This window comes from Stenotrophomonas sp. YJH_SMC_14-1 (genome assembly GCF_059372275.1).
The window spans coordinates 136,179-152,714 of the sequence record NZ_JCAFVK010000002.1 but is presented as its reverse complement, the minus strand read 5'-3'; the positions used below and the strand labels follow the sequence as shown (position 1 = coordinate 152,714).

Annotated in this window: 16 protein-coding genes; 8 read left to right on the top strand and 8 right to left on the bottom strand. The window is 67.2% G+C overall.

All coding sequences use genetic code 11. The features are described from left to right. Positions 1-3: 3 nt before the first annotated feature. From kynU to asnS, 7 genes are all read right to left on the bottom strand, one after another. The gene (gene kynU / locus AC5P9P_RS05710; RefSeq protein WP_495232642.1) at positions 4-1,278 is read right to left on the bottom strand and encodes a kynureninase; all 1,275 of its coding nucleotides are present in this window, start codon (positions 1,276-1,278) and stop codon (positions 4-6) included. A gap of 162 nt (positions 1,279-1,440) precedes the next feature. Continuing rightward, positions 1,441-1,962: a 3-hydroxyanthranilate 3,4-dioxygenase gene (locus tag AC5P9P_RS05705; RefSeq protein WP_495232641.1), complete on the bottom strand. Its 522-nt coding sequence runs from the start codon at positions 1,960-1,962 to the stop codon at positions 1,441-1,443. A gap of 20 nt (positions 1,963-1,982) precedes the next feature. Then, positions 1,983-2,645 carry a carbonate dehydratase gene (gene can / locus AC5P9P_RS05700; protein ID WP_033835127.1) on the bottom strand — a complete coding sequence of 221 codons (663 nt, stop codon included), beginning with the start codon at positions 2,643-2,645 and terminating at the stop codon, positions 1,983-1,985. A gap of 74 nt (positions 2,646-2,719) precedes the next feature. Beyond that, positions 2,720-3,358, bottom strand: coding sequence for an FMN-binding negative transcriptional regulator (locus AC5P9P_RS05695; RefSeq protein WP_495232640.1), 639 nt, complete (start codon positions 3,356-3,358; stop codon positions 2,720-2,722). Positions 3,359-3,365: 7 nt separating this feature from the next. Then, on the bottom strand, positions 3,366-3,680 hold the full coding sequence (locus AC5P9P_RS05690; protein WP_019660373.1) for a hypothetical protein: 315 nt from the start codon (positions 3,678-3,680) through the stop codon (positions 3,366-3,368). A 7-nt stretch (positions 3,681-3,687) separates the two neighbouring features. Further along, positions 3,688-3,987 carry a hypothetical protein gene (locus tag AC5P9P_RS05685; protein ID WP_005410232.1) on the bottom strand — a complete coding sequence of 100 codons (300 nt, stop codon included), beginning with the start codon at positions 3,985-3,987 and terminating at the stop codon, positions 3,688-3,690. 30 nt (positions 3,988-4,017) lie between these two features. After that, positions 4,018-5,412 carry an asparagine--tRNA ligase gene (asnS, locus tag AC5P9P_RS05680; protein ID WP_184013603.1) on the bottom strand — a complete coding sequence of 465 codons (1,395 nt, stop codon included), beginning with the start codon at positions 5,410-5,412 and terminating at the stop codon, positions 4,018-4,020. A gap of 128 nt (positions 5,413-5,540) precedes the next feature. Here asnS and AC5P9P_RS05675 point away from each other — a divergent pair, with 128 nt between their 5' ends. From AC5P9P_RS05675 to zipA, 7 genes are all read left to right on the top strand, one after another. Then, a complete protein-coding gene (locus AC5P9P_RS05675) occupies positions 5,541-5,879 on the top strand; it encodes a HesB/IscA family protein (RefSeq protein ID WP_005410230.1) in 339 nt (112 codons plus the stop codon). Between the two features lie 66 nt (positions 5,880-5,945). Continuing rightward, on the top strand, positions 5,946-6,488 hold the full coding sequence (locus AC5P9P_RS05670; protein WP_049403114.1) for a CbrC family protein: 543 nt from the start codon (positions 5,946-5,948) through the stop codon (positions 6,486-6,488). Between the two features lie 239 nt (positions 6,489-6,727). After that, positions 6,728-7,165 carry a 30S ribosomal protein S6 gene (rpsF, locus tag AC5P9P_RS05665; RefSeq protein WP_005410228.1) on the top strand — a complete coding sequence of 146 codons (438 nt, stop codon included), beginning with the start codon at positions 6,728-6,730 and terminating at the stop codon, positions 7,163-7,165. Between the two features lie 11 nt (positions 7,166-7,176). Next, positions 7,177-7,407, top strand: a complete 231-nt coding sequence (gene rpsR / locus AC5P9P_RS05660; protein WP_002804494.1) for a 30S ribosomal protein S18 — start codon at positions 7,177-7,179, stop codon at positions 7,405-7,407. 104 nt (positions 7,408-7,511) lie between these two features. Beyond that, complete coding sequence (gene rplI / locus AC5P9P_RS05655; protein WP_005410227.1) at positions 7,512-7,961, top strand: 50S ribosomal protein L9; 450 nt, start codon at positions 7,512-7,514, stop codon at positions 7,959-7,961. A gap of 252 nt (positions 7,962-8,213) precedes the next feature. After that, positions 8,214-11,717 (top strand): chromosome segregation protein SMC, encoded by a 3,504-nt coding sequence (gene smc, locus AC5P9P_RS05650; protein WP_005413908.1) that lies wholly within the window; start codon positions 8,214-8,216, stop codon positions 11,715-11,717. A gap of 46 nt (positions 11,718-11,763) precedes the next feature. Further along, positions 11,764-12,504 carry a cell division protein ZipA gene (gene zipA, locus AC5P9P_RS05645; protein WP_005410225.1) on the top strand — a complete coding sequence of 247 codons (741 nt, stop codon included), beginning with the start codon at positions 11,764-11,766 and terminating at the stop codon, positions 12,502-12,504. Between the two features lie 118 nt (positions 12,505-12,622). On the opposite strand, the gene AC5P9P_RS05640 is transcribed toward zipA, so the two are convergent. Next, on the bottom strand, positions 12,623-13,744 hold the full coding sequence (locus AC5P9P_RS05640; RefSeq protein ID WP_049433278.1) for a pyridoxal phosphate-dependent aminotransferase: 1,122 nt from the start codon (positions 13,742-13,744) through the stop codon (positions 12,623-12,625). A 276-nt stretch (positions 13,745-14,020) separates the two neighbouring features. Here AC5P9P_RS05640 and ligA point away from each other — a divergent pair, with 276 nt between their 5' ends. Beyond that, on the top strand, positions 14,021-16,492 hold the full coding sequence (gene ligA / locus AC5P9P_RS05635) for an NAD-dependent DNA ligase LigA (RefSeq protein ID WP_184013634.1): 2,472 nt from the start codon (positions 14,021-14,023) through the stop codon (positions 16,490-16,492). Positions 16,493-16,536 lie beyond the last annotated feature (44 nt).

Below are 16,536 nucleotides of genomic sequence, written 5' to 3'. Positions count from 1 at the left end.
GGCTCAGAGGCCGGCCCAGGCTTCCACTTCCTCGACGAAGTGGTGCACGTCCAGGTAGCGGTTGTAGAGCGGGGTGGGCGAGATGCGGATCACGTCCGGCTCGCGCCAGTCGCCGAGAACGCCGATGCCGCGCAGGTGCTCGAACAGCGCACGGCCGCGCTCGCGGCCACCGATCACGCGCAATGACAGCTGGCAGCCGCGGCGCTGCGGCTCGGCCGGGGTGATGATGTCGAGCACGCCGGAAAGGCGTGCACGTACAAGCGCTTCGAGCATGCCGGTCAACGCCAGCGACTTGTTGCGCAGTGCCTCCATGCCGGCGCGCTCGAACAGGTCCAGCGACGCGCGCAGCGGCGCCAGGCCAAGGATCGGCGGATTGCTGAGCTGCCAGCCTTCGGCACCGATGGCGGGGGTGAACTGCGGTGCCATCTGGAAGCGGGTGGCTTCCTCATGGCCCCACCAGCCGGCAAAGCGCGGCAGCGTGGTGTCGCGGTGATGGCGCTCGTGCACGAACGCGCCGGCCACCGCACCCGGGCCGCTGTTGAGGTATTTGTAGTGGCACCACACGGCAAAATCGGGTGCGACGTCATGCAGGCGCAGCGGCAGGTTGCCGACCGAGTGCGCCAGGTCGAAGCCGATGCGCGCGCCCTGCAGGCGGGCAGCACGGATGATTGCATCGAGGTCGAAGGCCTGGCCGGTGCGGTACTGCACGCCGGGCCACAGCACCAGTGCAAGGCGCGGACCGTGTTCGGCGATGGCGCGCTCGATCGCGGTGAGCGAGATCGTTCCGTTGGCTTCGTCCGGCTGCACTTCCACCAGGCACTCGGCCGGGTCGAACCCGTGGAAACGGATCTGCGCTTCGACCGCGTGTCGGTCGGTCGGGAATGCACCGGCTTCCATCAGGATCACCGGGCGCTGCGCGGTCGGTCGGTAGAAGCTGACCATCATCAGGTGCAGGTTCACGCTCAGCGTGTTCATCGCCACCACTTCGCTGGGCAGTGCACCGACCACGCGGGCCAGCTGCGCGCTCACCAGACGGTGGTAGGACAGCCACTGCGTCGGGCCGGTGAAGTGGCCTTCCACCGCCAGCTCGCCCCATTGCTTCATCACTTCCTGCACCGCGGCCTGGGCGCCACGCGGCTGCAGGCCCAGCGAGTTGCCGACGAAGTAGGTCTGCTCGCCACCGCCATGTCGCGGAATCAGGAATTCGTTACGCAGCGGGCGCAGCGGATCGGCGGCGTCCAGGGCAATGGCGTGGGTGCGGCTGAGCAGGTCGGACATGGTCGGGCAACAGGCTGCAACGGGACCGCCAGTGTAGCGCCTGGGGCATGGCCCGGTAGACGCGGCCACGCTTCGAGCGCCGCGTTTCCTGGTAGCGGCCAACCTTGGTTGGCGCGCGTGGATACATGCGCCCACCAAGGTGGGCGCCTACCGGTGTGGGCGTCAGCCCGCCGCCGGCACCGGCAGCGGATCCACATGCCCGCACTGGCTGCAGGTACGCAGCTCCAGGCTGGCGTGATAGTGCGCAAACACCTTGGGCAGGTCGGTCTCGATGTTCTGCAGCGGGAAGAACTCTTCGTGCAGCTTGTGGTTGCAGCGTTCGCAGTGCCAGATCACGCCGTCCTTCTCGTGCGGCAGGCGCTTGCGCTCGACCACCAGGCCGATGCCGCCGGGCGGGCGCCGCGGCGAGTGCGGCACCCTGGGCGGCAGCAGGAAGATCTCGCCGGCGCGGATCGGGATGTCGCGCACCGCGCCGTCCTCCTGCACCTTCAGCACCATCTCGCCCTCGAGCTGGTAGAACCACTCCGGGCCTTCGTCGTAGTGATAGTCGGTGCGCGAATTCGGCCCGCCCACGACCATCACGATGAAGTCGCCGTTGTCGATCATCTTGTTGCCCACCGGCGGCTTCAGCAGGTGGCGGTTTTCTTCGATCCAGGCGTGCAGGTTGATCGGCGAGGCGAGCATGGTCGTGGTCCGTAGTGAGGTCAGTCGCGCCGGCCCTGGCGGGGCACGTAGGACAGTGCCTTTTCATAGGCTGGCTTCAGCTCTTCCGGTCCACCGACATCGATGCCCATTTCGCTGACCCGGCCGTTCTTCAGGCTGTAGACCCAGCCGTGCACCATCAGCTTCTGCCCACGTGCCCAGGCGTCCTCGACGATGGTCGAGCGGCACAGGTTGGCGACCTGCTCGATCACGTTCAGTTCGCACAGGCGCGCGTGCTTCAGCTCGTCATCCTCGATCGCATCGAGGATGCCCTGGTGCTTCTGCACCACGTCACCGACATGGCGCAGCCAGTTGTCGGCCAGGCCGACGCGGGTATTGTGCAGGCAGGCGTGCACGCCGCCGCAGCCGTAGTGGCCGACGATCAGGATGTGCTTCACCTTCAACTGGTCCACCGCGTACTGCACCACGCTCAGGCAGTTCAGGTCGGTGTGCGCGACCACGTTGGCGACGTTGCGGTGCACGAACACTTCACCCGGGGCCATGCCGATGATCTGGTTGGCCGGCACCCGCGAGTCGGAGCAGCCGATCCACAGGTATTCCGGATGCTGCTGCTTGGACAGCTGCTGGAAGAACCCAGGGTCTTCCTTGGCGATGCGGTCGGCCCAGTCGCGGTTGTTCTGCAGCAGGCGGTGGATGTCTTTCATGTGCGGTATCCCTGGCGTCGGGTGGGGGCAAGGCGCGGCCGTTCTGGTCGCGCCGTCGCGGGAAGCTGGGGTGATCAGCCGCTGGAGGCGGACTGTTCACGGTGCCAGCGCATCCACTGCGCCAGCTCATGGGAGGACGGGGAGGCGAGCGCTTCCAGTGCGGCGATCACGGCCTGCTGGTTGGCGTCGGGATGGTTCTGGCTGAGTTTCAGCTTCAGCTGCACGTGTTCCACCTGGAAGCGGAAGCCGACGATGGCGCGCAGCTCCGGGCCGTGTTCGGCGCGCGCGGCATCGAACTGCCAGGCCTGGCCGACGCTGGCTTCGAAGCGGTCGCTGATCGCGCCGACCAGTTCGGCCAGCGCATCAGCGTCGTCGAAGGTCTGCAGCTGGCCACGCAGCTCGGCAGCGGCGTAGTTCCAGGTGGGTACCCGCGCGGCGGGCTCCTTGTCCGGATACCAGCTGGCCGACACATAGCCGTGTGGGCCATCGACCAGTACCTTGGCCGCGCCGCTGTGGCGCGACTGCGGGTTGGCGCGGGCCCAGTGGCCGCGCAGTTCGATCTGGTCGCCGTCACGCCGGTACAGCACCGGCATCCGGGTCAGCTCCGGCAGGCCATCGCTGCCGGCGGTGAGCACGGTGACGAACGGGTCGCGCGCCAGCAGGCGGTCCAGCCAGAGCAGGTCGGTCTCGGCGAAGGCGCGCGGGGTGAACATGCAGGGATCAGGCGCGCCCGCCCAGCGACTGGATCATGCGGCCACGCAGACCCTCGTCGCTGTCGGCCTGCGGCGGCTGCACTTCGTGCAGGCTGAAGCCGCGCACCAGTGCGTCCTCCTCGTCCAGGCCGTCGTACTCGACGAACTCGGCGTCGAACAACTGCGAACGGGCGGTGTCTTCGCTGTCGTAGCTCAGCGTGTTGCCATCGCTGTCGAGCACTTCGGCGGTGCCGGCCGGGCGCACGCGCAGGCGCGCCCAGATTAGGGTGTTGCCGAGGCTGGCCAGCCACCAGCTGTCGCGCGAGGTGGTGATGTCATTCATGGGTGTATTACCAGAGCGAGGCCAGCCAGAGCAGGGCGGCCATGCCCAGTCCGGCCAGCAGGGTCAGCAGCGATACCCACGCAGGTGTCGCCAGCCCGGACAGCGAGCGGTCCGGTTGCTGCCGATAGTCGCGGCGCAGCAGCCAGGCCAGGGCATCGGGCTTGAGGAAGGCGCCGCTGCCGAAGCGCGCGGCGAGCGCCGGATGGCGGTCGCGCACGTGCACCAGGGTCAGCGGCCAGAAGATCACGAAGGCACTGAACCCGGCCACTGCAACGCCGACGAAACAGAGGGCGAAGAACAGGGTCATGGGGGCAGTACCTCCGTGGTCGTATGGGGCTTAGAAGTCCGCGCTGCCTGGGGCGCGCGGGTAGGGGATCGCATCGCGGATGTTGGACAGCCCGCAGACGTACACCACCAGTCGCTCGAAGCCCAGGCCGAAGCCGGCGTGCGGCACCGAGCCATAGCGGCGGAAATCGCGGTACCAGCTGTAGTGCTCGCGATCCAGGCCGAACTGGGCCATGCGCGCGTCCAGCACGTTCAGGCGCTCTTCGCGCTGGCTGCCGCCGATGATCTCGCCGATGCCCGGGGCCAGCACGTCCATCGCGGCAACGGTCTTGCCGTCGTCGTTCAGGCGCATGTAGAAGGCCTTGATGTGCTCCGGATAGTTGGTCACCACCACCGGGCGGCCGACGTGTTCCTCGGTCAGCCAGCGCTCGTGCTCGGTCTGCAGGTCCAGGCCCCATTCGACCGGGAAGTCGAACTTCCTGCCGGACTTCTGCAGCAGGCTGACCGCGTCGGTGTAGTCGATGCGCTCGAACGGTGCGTTGATGAAGTCTTCCAGCTTGGTGATCGCGTTCTTGTCCACGCGCTCGGCGATGAAGGCCAGGTCGTCGCTGCGCTCGTTCAGCACCGCACGGAACAGGTACTTCAGGAACTCTTCGGCCAGGCGTGCGTCTTCGGCCAGGTCGGCGAAGGCGATTTCCGGCTCGATCATCCAGAACTCCGCCAGGTGGCGGGTGGTGTGGCTGTTCTCGGCGCGGAAGGTCGGGCCGAAGGTGTAGACCTTGCTCAGCGCCAGGCAGTAGGCCTCGACGTTCAGCTGGCCGGACACGGTCAGGAAGGTTTCCTTGCCGAAGAAGTCGCGGCTGAAATCGATCGCGCCCTTCTCATCGCGCGGCAGGTTCACCATGTCCAGGGTGGACACGCGGAACATCTGGCCGGCGCCTTCGGCGTCGGAGGTGGTGATGATCGGGGTGCTGATCCAGTTGAAGCCGTTCTCGTGGAAGAAACGGTGCACGGCCTGGGCCAGGCAGTTGCGGATGCGGGTGACCGCGCCGAACAGGTTGGTGCGCGGGCGCAGGTGCGCCACTTCGCGCAGGAACTCCGGCGACATCGGCTTGGGCTGGATCGGGTAGGTGAGCGGGTCTTCGACCCAGCCGACCACTTCCACTGCACTGGCCTGGATCTCGAACGACTGGCCCTTGCCCTGCGACTTCACCAGGGTGCCGGTGGCGATGACCGAGCAGCCGCTGGTCAGGCGCTTGATCTCGTCGAAGTTGGCCAGGCTGTCGCCGGCCACGACCTGGATCGGGGCGAAGCAGGAGCCGTCGCTCACATTCACGAAGGCCAGATTCGCTGAACCGCGCACCGTGCGCACCCATCCGCGTACCGTGACTTCGCCGCCTTCCGGGATCTTCCCGGCAAGCGCATGTTCAACGCTGACCACCGTCATGACTTGAATCCTCTGCTGATCGACTCGATCTGTGAACACGGGAGTTTACCGGTTGCAGCGTTCTGCTTGCGAGGCATTTTTCGCGGCAACGGCTCCTTATAATGTCCCCGTACCTCTGGAGTAGCCCCATGGCCGTCAGCCTGACCCCCATTGCCTTCGAGCGCGTGCAGCGCTTTGTCGCCCAGACCCCCGGTGCGCTGGGCCTGCGTTTCGGCGTGACCAAGACCGGTTGCTCCGGCTGGGGCCACATCACCGACCTGGCACGCGACGAGCGCGAGGGCGATACCGTGTTCGAGCAGGACGGCGTGAAGATCTATGTCGACGCCAAGAGCCTTGCGCTGGTGGACGGCACCGTGATCGACTTCGGCAAGCACGGCCTGAGCGAGACCTTCACGTTCAGCAACCCCAATGCCACCGCCGAGTGTGGCTGCGGCGAGAGCTTCACCACCGACGCCGACAAGGCCTGACGGCCCGGCGCGTCCCGGTAGCTGCCGACCTTGGTCGGCACGCGGGGCTCGGCAGGGACCCCGCCGATGGAACGACCGGCTTTTACCTATCACCCCAACGCCTACGCCCTCTCCTTCGAAGAGGTCGACGGTATCTGTGACTGCTGCGGCCAGCCGCGCACACTGCGCTACCGGGGGCCGTTCTACACCCGTCTGCGTCCGGATTACCTTTGCCCTTGGTGTATCGCCGACGGCAGGGCGGCGGCCAGCTACGAGGGTGAATTCACCGGCTGGAGTGATATCGAAGGGGTCTCGCCAGACCCCGTCGACCCGCCGCCGAGCATCGCCCGTGAGCTGCTGCTTGAGATCTGCGAGCGCACCCCGGGCTACCCGTCCTGGCAGCAATCGGTCTGGCTGAGCCATTGTGAACGGCCCTGTGCCTTCCTCGGTTTCGCCGGCAGCGACGATCTGCTGCCCATCCTCGACCAGGTCCGGCCCGATGTGGCGGAGGTCAATCCGCGCGACGCCGACTGGGTGCTGGCGCACCTGAGCCGGGACGGGATGATGGTCGGCTGCCTGTTCCAGTGCCTGGAATGCGGCCAGCACCGCCTTCACGTCGACCTGGGGTGAATCCAGGCGGATTCGTGGACTGTACGGGGCTCCGGTAGCGGCCAGCCTGGGTCGGCATGGGGGGGGGGGGGCTGCGCCCCCGGTTCAGGTTGCCCTGTGACCCGCCGGTTGCCCGGTACCCCCATCTGCGCCATAATGCGCGGCTTCCTGCCTCCCCGGCGGGAATCCTTGCCCCACCGCGGTATCAACGGCGGGGGGCTGTCCGGCCGCAAGGCCACATCCGAAAGGTAGAAAAAAACATGAGTCGTCATTACGAAATCGTGTTCATGGTCCACCCGGACCAGAGCGAGCAGGTCCCGGCCATGATCGAGCGCTACAAGTCGCTGGTCGAGAACGGCAACGGCACCATCCACCGTCTGGAAGACTGGGGCCGCCGCCAGCTGGCATACCCGATCCAGAACCTGGTGAAGGCCCACTACGTGCTGATGAACATCGAAGCCGACCAGGCCGTTCTGAACGAACTGACCGAGAGCTTCCGCTTCAACGACGCCGTGCTGCGCAACCTGGTCATCAAGCGTGACGAGGCTGACACCGAGCAGTCGCTGATCATGAAGAGCAAGGACGAGAAGGGTGACAAGCCGGAGCGCGGTGAGCGCCGTCGTCGTGACGACGAAGAAGGCGAGTCCAACAACACCGCTGACAACGAAGCCGGCGACGACGCCGCTTCCGCCGCCTAAGGAGCCTTCCCATGTCCAAGTTCTTCCGTCGCCGCAAGTTCTGCAAGTTCACTGCTGAAGGTGTGAAGGAGATCGACTACAAGGATCTCAACACCCTGCGCCAGTACCTGACCGAGAACGGCAAGATCGTGCCGAGCCGCGTCACCGGCACCAAGTCGAAGTACCAGCGCCAGCTGGCGACCGCCGTCAAGCGCGCTCGCTTCCTGGCCCTGATCCCGTACACCGACAACCACGACGTCTGATGCCGGCGGGGCGGCCCGGCGCCGCCCCCGCTGTGCCAGCTATTCGGACAGCCTTTGTTGCGGGGCATCGCCTCGCTAACGAATAACTTATCTGGAGCAATACCATGCAGCTGATCCTCCTGCAGAAAGTCACCAACCTCGGCAACCTGGGCGACCTGGTCGACGTGAAGCCGGGCTACGGCCGTAACTTCCTCGTGCCGCAGGGCAAGGCCGTGCCGGCCACCGAGAGCAACAAGGCCGAGTTCGAAGCCAAGCGCGCCGAATACGAAGCCAAGGCCCAGGCCATCCACGCTGACGCCGAAGGCCGCAAGGCCAAGCTGGAAGGCGCGAGCGTGACCATCGCCGCCAACGCTTCGACCGAAGGCAAGCTGTACGGCTCGGTTGGCCCGCGCGACATCGCCGAGGCCTTCACCGCCGCCGGCCTGCCGCTGGAAAAGAGCGAAGTCATCCTGGGCGAAGGCGCCTTCCGCAACATCGGCGAATACGACGTGCTGGTCCACCTGCACGCCGACGTCGAGACCACCGTCAAGGTCGTCGTCGTCGCCGAAGCCTGATCCCACGCCGCAAGGCCTGGCATCACCGCAGAACGGGCGCCCGCAAGGGTGCCCGTTTTGTTTTTGGCGCCGTTCCGCGGTGTCGGGCCAGGTCCGTCCGACGGGGTGGGCAATGTTCCACGCCCATTCGTAGAACACGTCCACATCGGTATACTCAGGGCGTCACACCCGTTCCACGGGCATCGATCCCAACAGGATCAATGGCTTGGAGGGTAAACGCAGGCCGCTTGCCGGCCCCAGTCCGGAACCCCTATGCGTCTTTCCACGATCAAGCTGTCCGGCTTCAAGTCGTTCGTCGATCCGACCACCCTGCACCTGCCGACCAACATGACCGGCGTGGTGGGGCCCAATGGCTGCGGCAAGTCGAACATCATCGACGCCGTGCGCTGGGTCATGGGCGAGAGTTCGGCCAGCCGCCTGCGTGGCGACTCGCTGACCGACGTGATCTTCTCCGGGTCCAATGCCCGCAAGCCGGTGTCGCAGGCCACGGTCGAGCTGATCTTCGACAACTCCGACCACACGATTTCCGGCGAGTACGCCTCGTTCAACGAGATCTCGGTCAAGCGCACGGTCAGCCGCGACGGCACCAGCAACTATTACCTCAACGGCACCAAGTGCCGTCGCCGCGACATCACCGATCTGTTCCTCGGCACCGGCCTGGGCCCGCGCAGCTACTCGATCATCGAGCAGGGCATGATCAGCCAGATCATTGAGGCGCGCCCGGAAGACCTGCGCGTGTACCTGGAAGAGGCGGCCGGCATCTCCAAGTACAAGGAGCGCCGCAAGGAGACCGAGACCCGCATCCGCCACACCCGTGAGAACCTGGACCGGCTGGGTGACCTGCGCGACGAGATCAGCAAGCAGCTCGAACACCTCAAGCGTCAGGCCAAGCAGGCCGAGCAGTACCAGGCCCTGCAGGAAGAGCGCCGGATCAAGGATGCCGAGTGGAAGGCGCTGGAATTCCGTGGCCTCGATGGGCGCCTGTCGAAGCTGCGCGAAGGCCTGTCGCAGGAAGAGACCAAGCTGCAGCAGCTGATCGCCGATCAGCGCGACGCAGAGGCCCGCATCGAAACCTCGCGAGTGCGTCGCGAAGAGGCCGCCGATGCGCTCAACACCGCGCAGGCGGCGGTCTATCAGGTCGGCAGCACGCTGGCCCGGCTGGAGCAGCAGATCCAGCACCAGCGCGAGCTGTCGCAGCGCCTGCACAAGGCGCGCGACGAAACCCAGCAGGCCCTGGCCGAACTGGGGCAGCACATCAGTGGCGACGAGGCCAAGCTGAGGGTGCTGCGGGAGGCGGTAGAGGCTGCCACCCCGCAGCTGGAAGAACTGCAGGAAGAAAACGAGATCAAGCAGGAAAGCCTGCGCGAGGCTGAAGACCGGCTGGCCAGCTGGCAGCAGCGCTGGGAACAGCACACCTCGCAGAGTTCGGAAGCCTCGCGCGCCGGCGACGTCGAGCGCACGCGCGTGGACTACCTGGACAAGCAGATCCTCGATGCCGACCGGCGTCGTGAAGCCCTGGCCGCCGAGCGCGCCGGGCTGGACGTGGACGCGCTGGAAGAAGCCTTCGAGCAGCTGCACCTGCAGCACGACACGCAGAAGACCGCGCTGGATGAACTGAGCGAAGACGTCGAGCTGCGCAAGCAGGGCGTGGCGGCGGTGCAGGAACAGCAGCGCAATGGCCAGAACGAGCTGGCCGAACTACGCAAGCAGGCCAATGGCCTGCGCGGTCGCCTGGCTTCGCTGGAAACCCTGCAGCAGGCCGCGCTGGGCCAGGAGCAGGGTGCTGCCGTGGCCTGGCTGAAGGCGCGTGGGCTGGATTCGGCGGCGCGTGTCGGCGAACGCCTGGATGTCGATGCCGGTTGGGAAAACGCGGTGGAAAGCGCGCTCGGCCAGTTGATCGAAGGCGTGCTGGTCGATGACCCGGCCAGCCTGGTCGACGCGCTGGGCGAACTGGGCGAGGGCCACATTGCGCTGGTCGCCAACGATGGCGCGGACCTGAAGGTCGCGCCGACCTCGCTGGCTGCACGCGTGCGTGGCCCGGCAGCGATCCGGCGCCTGCTGGCACACCTGCACGGTGCCAGGGATCTGTCCGAGGCCAAGGCGCTGCAGGCCAGCCTTCCGGAAGGCGATTCGATCATCACCCAGAGTGGCGAGCGCCTGGGCCAGGGCTGGCTGCGCGTATCGCGTTCCGGTGCCGCCGCGCAGGGCGCGCTGCTGCGCGAACGTGAGATCCAGGAACTGCGTGAGCAGATCGAGCAGCTGCAGGACCGCGAGGCCGAGCTGGAAGAACAGCTGGCCGGCTTCCGAGAGCAGCTGCAGGCTGCCGAACAGCAGCGCGAAGACGCGCAGCGTGCGCTGTACCAGGCCCATCGTGCGGTGTCCGAACTGGCCGGCCAGCTGCAGGGCCAGCAGGGCAAGGTGGAGGCAGCGCGCACGCGCATCGATCGCATCGAAGGCGAGCTGAAGCAGCTGCAGGAAACCATTGAAGCCAACAACGAACAAGCGCGTGAAGCGCGCTCGCGGTTGGAGAACGCGGTCAGCAGCATGGGCGACCTGGAATCGACCCGGCAACGGCTGGAGGGCGAGCGCCGCCAGTTGACCGAGGCGCGCGACCTGGCTCGCGACGCCGCCCGTGCGGTACGCGAGCGAGCGCACTCGCTGGCCCTGACCCTGGAATCGCAGCGCGCGCAGCTGGCCTCGTTGAGCCAGGCGCTGGAGCGCATGGGCACCCAGCGCGGGCAGCTGGATTCGCGCCTGGGCGAACTGCATTCGCAGCTGGACGAAGGTGATTCGCCGGTCGAAGCGCTGCAGGCCGAGCACCAGAATGCGCTGGAAGAGCGCGTTCGGGCCGATCGCGTGCTGACCGAGGCGCGCACGCTGCTGGACGGCATCGACGCCGAGCTGCGCAACTACGAACAGACTCGCCACCAGCGCGACGAACAGGCATTGGCCCAGCGTGAGCGTATTTCGCAGCGCAAGCTTGACCAGCAGGCGCTGGTGCTCAGCGCGGATACCCTGCAGGCGGCGGTGGAAAAGGCCGGTTTCGTGCTGCAGGACGTGCTCAATGCACTGCCCGAGGACGCCCGCCTGGGCGACTGGGAGCAGGCCGTGCACCAGATCGATGGCCGCATGCGCCGGCTGGAGCCGGTCAACCTGGCCGCCATCCACGAGTATGGCGAGGCCTCGCAGCGCTCGGACTACCTGGATTCGCAGCACGCCGACCTGACCACAGCGCTGGAAACCCTGGAAGATGCCATCCGCAAGATCGACCGCGAGACCCGCGGCCGCTTCAAGGACACTTTCGACCGTGTCAACGCCGGCGTGCAGGCGCTGTACCCGCGCCTGTTCGGTGGCGGCCACGCCTACTTGGAATTGACCGGTGAAGACCTGCTCGACACCGGCGTGACCATCATGGCGCGCCCGCCGGGCAAGCGCGTGTCCAGCATCTCGCTGCTGTCCGGCGGCGAAAAGGCGATGACCGCAGTAGCGCTGGTGTTCGCTATCTTCCAGTTGAATCCGGCACCGTTCTGCCTGCTGGACGAGGTGGACGCACCGCTGGATGAAGCCAACGTCGGTCGCCTGGCCAACATGGTCAAGGAAATGAGCGAGAAGGTGCAGTTCCTGTTCGTCAGCCACAACAAGGCGACGATGGAGGCTGCGCACCAGCTGTCGGGCGTGACCATGCGCGAACCGGGCGTCAGCCGCCTGGTCAGCGTGGACCTGGAAGAAGCCGCACGATTGGCGGGCGCGGCCTGACGTGCCATCCTAATTACCTGAATGAACTAGCCGGAGAACCTATCGAATGTCCGACACGGCACTGTTGCGCATCGGCATCCTGGCCGCCGGCCTGCTGTTGATCGCTGCGATCTTCCTGTTTGGCCGTCCGAAGAAGAAGCCCCAGGGGCGTCGCGTGGAAAGCGCGGAACCGACCGGCGGCGAGCGTCGCGAGCCGGTGCTGGGCGATGATGGCGTCACTGTGGCCGATGGCCGCGTAGAGCCGGGCATGGGCTCGGAAGGCGAGCAGGCCGAGCTTGGCCTGGCCGACACCGACGCCGGCGCGGCCAGCGACCTTGGCAAGCGCGCCACCCAGGACTTCGACAAGATCGTGTCGCTGTTCGTGGCCGCTCGCGCCGGCGAACAGCTGCGTGGTGAAGACATCGTGGTGGCGGCGGAGAAGACCGGCCTGGTGTTCGGCCACATGAACGTGTTCCACCGCCTGGTGGAAGGCCACCCCGAGCGCGGCCCGATCTTCTCGATGGCCAGCATAATGAAGCCGGGCAGCTTCGACATGGCCAACATCCGCGCCATGGAGACCCCGGCCATCGCCTTCTTCCTGACCCTGCCGGCGCCGCTGACCGCGCTGGATGCCTGGGAGAAGATGCTGCCCACCGTGCAGCGCATGGCCGAGCTGCTCGACGGCGTGGTGCTGGACGACAGCCGCAACGCTCTCGGCCGGCAGCGCATCGCGCACATCCGTGACGAACTGCGTGCCTATGATCGCCAGCACCAGGCGCCGCCGCTGACCAAGACCCCGCGCTGGTGAGCGCCATGGTGTGCCGACCAACGGTCGGCACCCACCCCGACCAGCGGTCGGCACCCACAACAGTAGATCCACGCCATGCGTGGATGGGGCGAACCAAGGTTCGCCCCCACCAACAGGGTCAGGCCGGTACGCCGGCGACCTTGGCAAATGCCCTGCGGAACGCGGCCATTTCATCTTCGGTGCCGACGGTCACGCGCACGCGCTGCGGCCAGATCGGCCAGCTGCGCCCGATGATCACGCCGTTGTCTGCCATCGCCTTGGCAAAGGCGGCACCGTCGCGCTGCACATCCACCACGAAGCAGTTCGCTTCCGACGGCACGCAGCTGAAACCACGCTTGCCCAGCCACGCGACGGTGGCCTGCCGCACCTTGGCATTCTGCAGGCGCCGCTGCGCGATCAACTGAGGATCCTGCAGGCTGGCCAGTGCCGCGGCCAGTGCTGGCACGGGTAGCGGGTTGTCGCCCAGGCTGGCCAGTTCGCGCAGGCGGTCGGGATGCGCGGCCGCCACGCCCAGGCGCAGGCCGGCCATGCCATACAGTTTGGAGAACGTGCGCAACACGATCAGGTCATCGCGCTGCGCCACCTGCGCGATCAGGCTCGGCTGCTCGCTGTACTGCAGGTAGGCCTCGTCGACCAGTACGCGGGTGGACGCAGGCTTGTGGGCCAGCAGCCAGGCGAGCTCATCCGGCGGGCTGATCGAGCCGGTCGGGTTGTTCGGGTTGCACACATACAGCAGCCCGGTCGGGCGCGCGTGTGCGGCGGCGACCATCGCGCGCAGGTCATGTGCGCCGTCGTCGCGCAATGGCACTTTCTGCACGTGCGCACCGTGTGCGGCCGCGACCTCGCCCAGCGTCTCGAAGGTCGGATCGGCGACTACCAGTCCCGCCTGCGGGCCGGTCCACAGCACGGCGGCACGGTTCAGCGGTTCGCTGGAACCCGGATAGAGCCGCACGTGATCGGCCGGAATGCGCGCCTGTTCGATGAAGGCGTCGCGCACCTGTCCGGCCAGTGCGAAACGGTAGCGGCCGCAACCGGCGATGCTGTCGCGCGCGGCCTGCTGGGCAGCGGGCGAGGGGCCGTAGGGGCATTCGTTGAAATTCAGCAGCACCGCACCTTCGGCGGGGGCCGGGGCGGCTGTCGGGGGTTGGGCATGGCCGAGTCGCGGCAGCCCGCTGCCGGCGACGGCGAGGCCGGCACCGGCCAGTTGCAGGAAGCGTCGACGGGAAGCGGGCTGGGGCACGGGCAGGATTCCGAAGGGCAGACCGTCGCACGCTAGCGCCGGTGAGGGTGAGCGGCAAGCTGCTTTTTGTGGCGTCGGGCCATGCAGATGTGCCAACCAAGGTTGGCACCTACCGGAACGAGGGAGAAGGTTGGCACCTGCCGGAACGAGGAAGAAGGTTGGCACCTGCCGGAGCGGGGAGTGCCCGTCGAGCACGCTCGACGCTGCAAAGGCGGAGGCGTTACAGGGCCTGACGGCCGGGCGCGGTAGAATCCCCGGCCATCCCAGAACCACCGGATCCCGATGAGCCCCAGCCCCGCCGAACGCGCCGAAGACCTTCGCCGGCAGATCGCCCAGGCCAACCGCGCCTACCACGAGCTGGACGCGCCGGAGATCCCCGACGTCGACTACGACCGGATGGTGCGCGAGCTGGAAGCGCTGGAGCGCGAGCACCCGGAACTGGCCCGTGCCGACAGCCCGACCCAGCAGGTCGGTGCGCGCCCCTCTGGCCGCTTCCCGGAAGTGCGCCACGCGGTGCCGATGCTGTCGCTGTCCAATGCCTTCAGCAACGAGGAAGTGGCCGATTTCGTGCGCCGCATCGACGAGCGCCTGGGCCGTCGCAGCCTGCAGTTCTCGGCCGAGCCGAAGATGGACGGCCTGGCGATCAGCCTGCGCTACGAGGACGGTCATTTCGTGCTCGGCGCGACCCGTGGCGATGGCAGTACCGGCGAGGACGTGACCGCCAACCTGCGCGAAATCGGTGACATTCCCAAGCGCCTGCACGGCAAGGACTGGCCGGATGTGCTGGAGGTGCGCGGCGAGGTCTACATGGCCCGCGCCGACTTCGAGGCCTACAACGAACGTGCGCGCCTGCAGGGCGGCAAGGTGCTGGCCAATCCGCGCAACGCGGCGGCCGGTTCGCTGCGTCAGCTCGACCCGAAGATCAGTGCGCAGCGCAGGCTGAGTTTCTTCGCCTACGGCACCGGCGAAGTGCAGGGCGGCGAGCTGCCGGACACCCATTCGGGCACCCTGGCCCAGCTCGGCGCCTGGGGCTTCCCGGTCAGTGAGCTGTGCAAAGTGGTGGAGGGCACCGACGGCCTGCTCGGTTACTACCGCACTATCGGTGAACGCCGCGACGGCCTGCCGTTTGATATCGATGGCGTGGTCTACAAGCTGGATGACCGGGCGGGTCAGCAGGCGATGGGCTTCGTCTCCCGTGCGCCGCGCTGGGCCATCGCGCACAAGTTCCCTGCGCAGGAACAGAGCACCACGGTGGAGGCGATCGAGATCCAGATCGGCCGCACCGGTGCTGCCACGCCGGTCGCGCGACTGGCGCCGGTGGCTGTGGCTGGCGTGATCGTGTCCAACGCCACCCTGCACAACGCCGACCAGATCGCGCGCCTCGATGTGCGCGTTGGCGACAGCGTGATCGTGCGCCGCGCTGGCGACGTGATTCCCGAGGTGGTCAGCGTCATTCTCGACCGCCGCCCGCAGGGCACCACGCCGTGGCAGATGCCGACGCGCTGCCCGGTGTGCGGCTCGGAGATCGTGCGTGAGGAGGGGGCGGCGGCGTGGCGTTGTTCGGGCGAACTGTCCTGCCCGGCGCAGCGCAAGGAAGCCATTGCCCATTTCGCTTCGCGCCGCGCCATGGACATCGACGGTCTCGGCGACAAGTACATCGAAACCCTGGTCGACGCGGGCATCGTCAAGAGCGTGGCCGACCTGTACCGGCTCAGCCGCGATACGCTGCTGCACCTGAAGCTGGTGCTGGACGCCGAGGAGCCGTCGGCGCTGGCAGCGGCGCTGAAGCTGCACCTTCCCGCCGAGGGCAGTGGTGCGGTGCTCAATGCGGTGCTCAAGCTGGACGGCAACGATCCGGGCTGGCGCGCGCAGGCGCTGGCGCAGCCGGCCAGCTTCGAATGGAACACGAAGAAGATCGCCACCAAGTGGGCCGACAACCTGATCGCAGCGATCGACGCCAGCCGTGCGGCCACGCTGGAGCGCGTGCTGTTCGCGCTTGGCATCGAGCACGTGGGCGAGAGCACGGCCAAAGCGCTGGCGCAGTGGTTCGGTGACCTGGAGCTGATCCGCCACCTGCCGTGGCCGTTGTTCAAGCGTGTGCCGGACATCGGTGGCGAAGTGGCGCGTTCGCTTGGCCACTTCTTCGAGCAGCAGGGCAACCAGCAGGCCATCGATGACCTGCTGCAGGTCGGCCAGGTGCGCATCAGCGACGTGCATGCGCCCAGTGCCAAGCTGCGCGACGGGCTGGATCTGGCGCAGTTGCTGGTCGAGTCGGAGATCCCCGGGATCACCCGCCTGCGCGCCGAAAAGCTGGTGGCTGCGCTTCCCGGCGCACAGGCGGTGCTCGATGCCGAGCATGGCCAGTTCGTCAACGCCGGTCTGCCCGATGACACCGCGCGCGGTCTGGCCGAATGGCTGGACGCTGATGGCCACGGTGCGATGCTGTTGGCCGCCGAGAACGCGATGCGGGAGATCCTGGCCAAGGCGCCGGCGCTGGCCGAGATCGTGGCGGGTCCGCTGGATGGGCAGACCGTGGTGCTGACCGGCACCCTGGCCCAGCTCACCCGCGATGCCGCCAAGGAACGCCTGGAAGCGCTGGGTGCCAAGGTCTCCGGCAGTGTGTCGAAGAAGACCAGCTTCGTGGTTGCCGGTACCGAGGCCGGCTCCAAGCTGGACAAGGCACAGTCGCTGGGCGTGCCGGTGTGGGATGAGGACCGCCTGCTGGCCTATCTTGCCGAACACGAATGATGACGCCACCGGGTGCCCGGCACCCGGCATGAAGCACAAAGGAA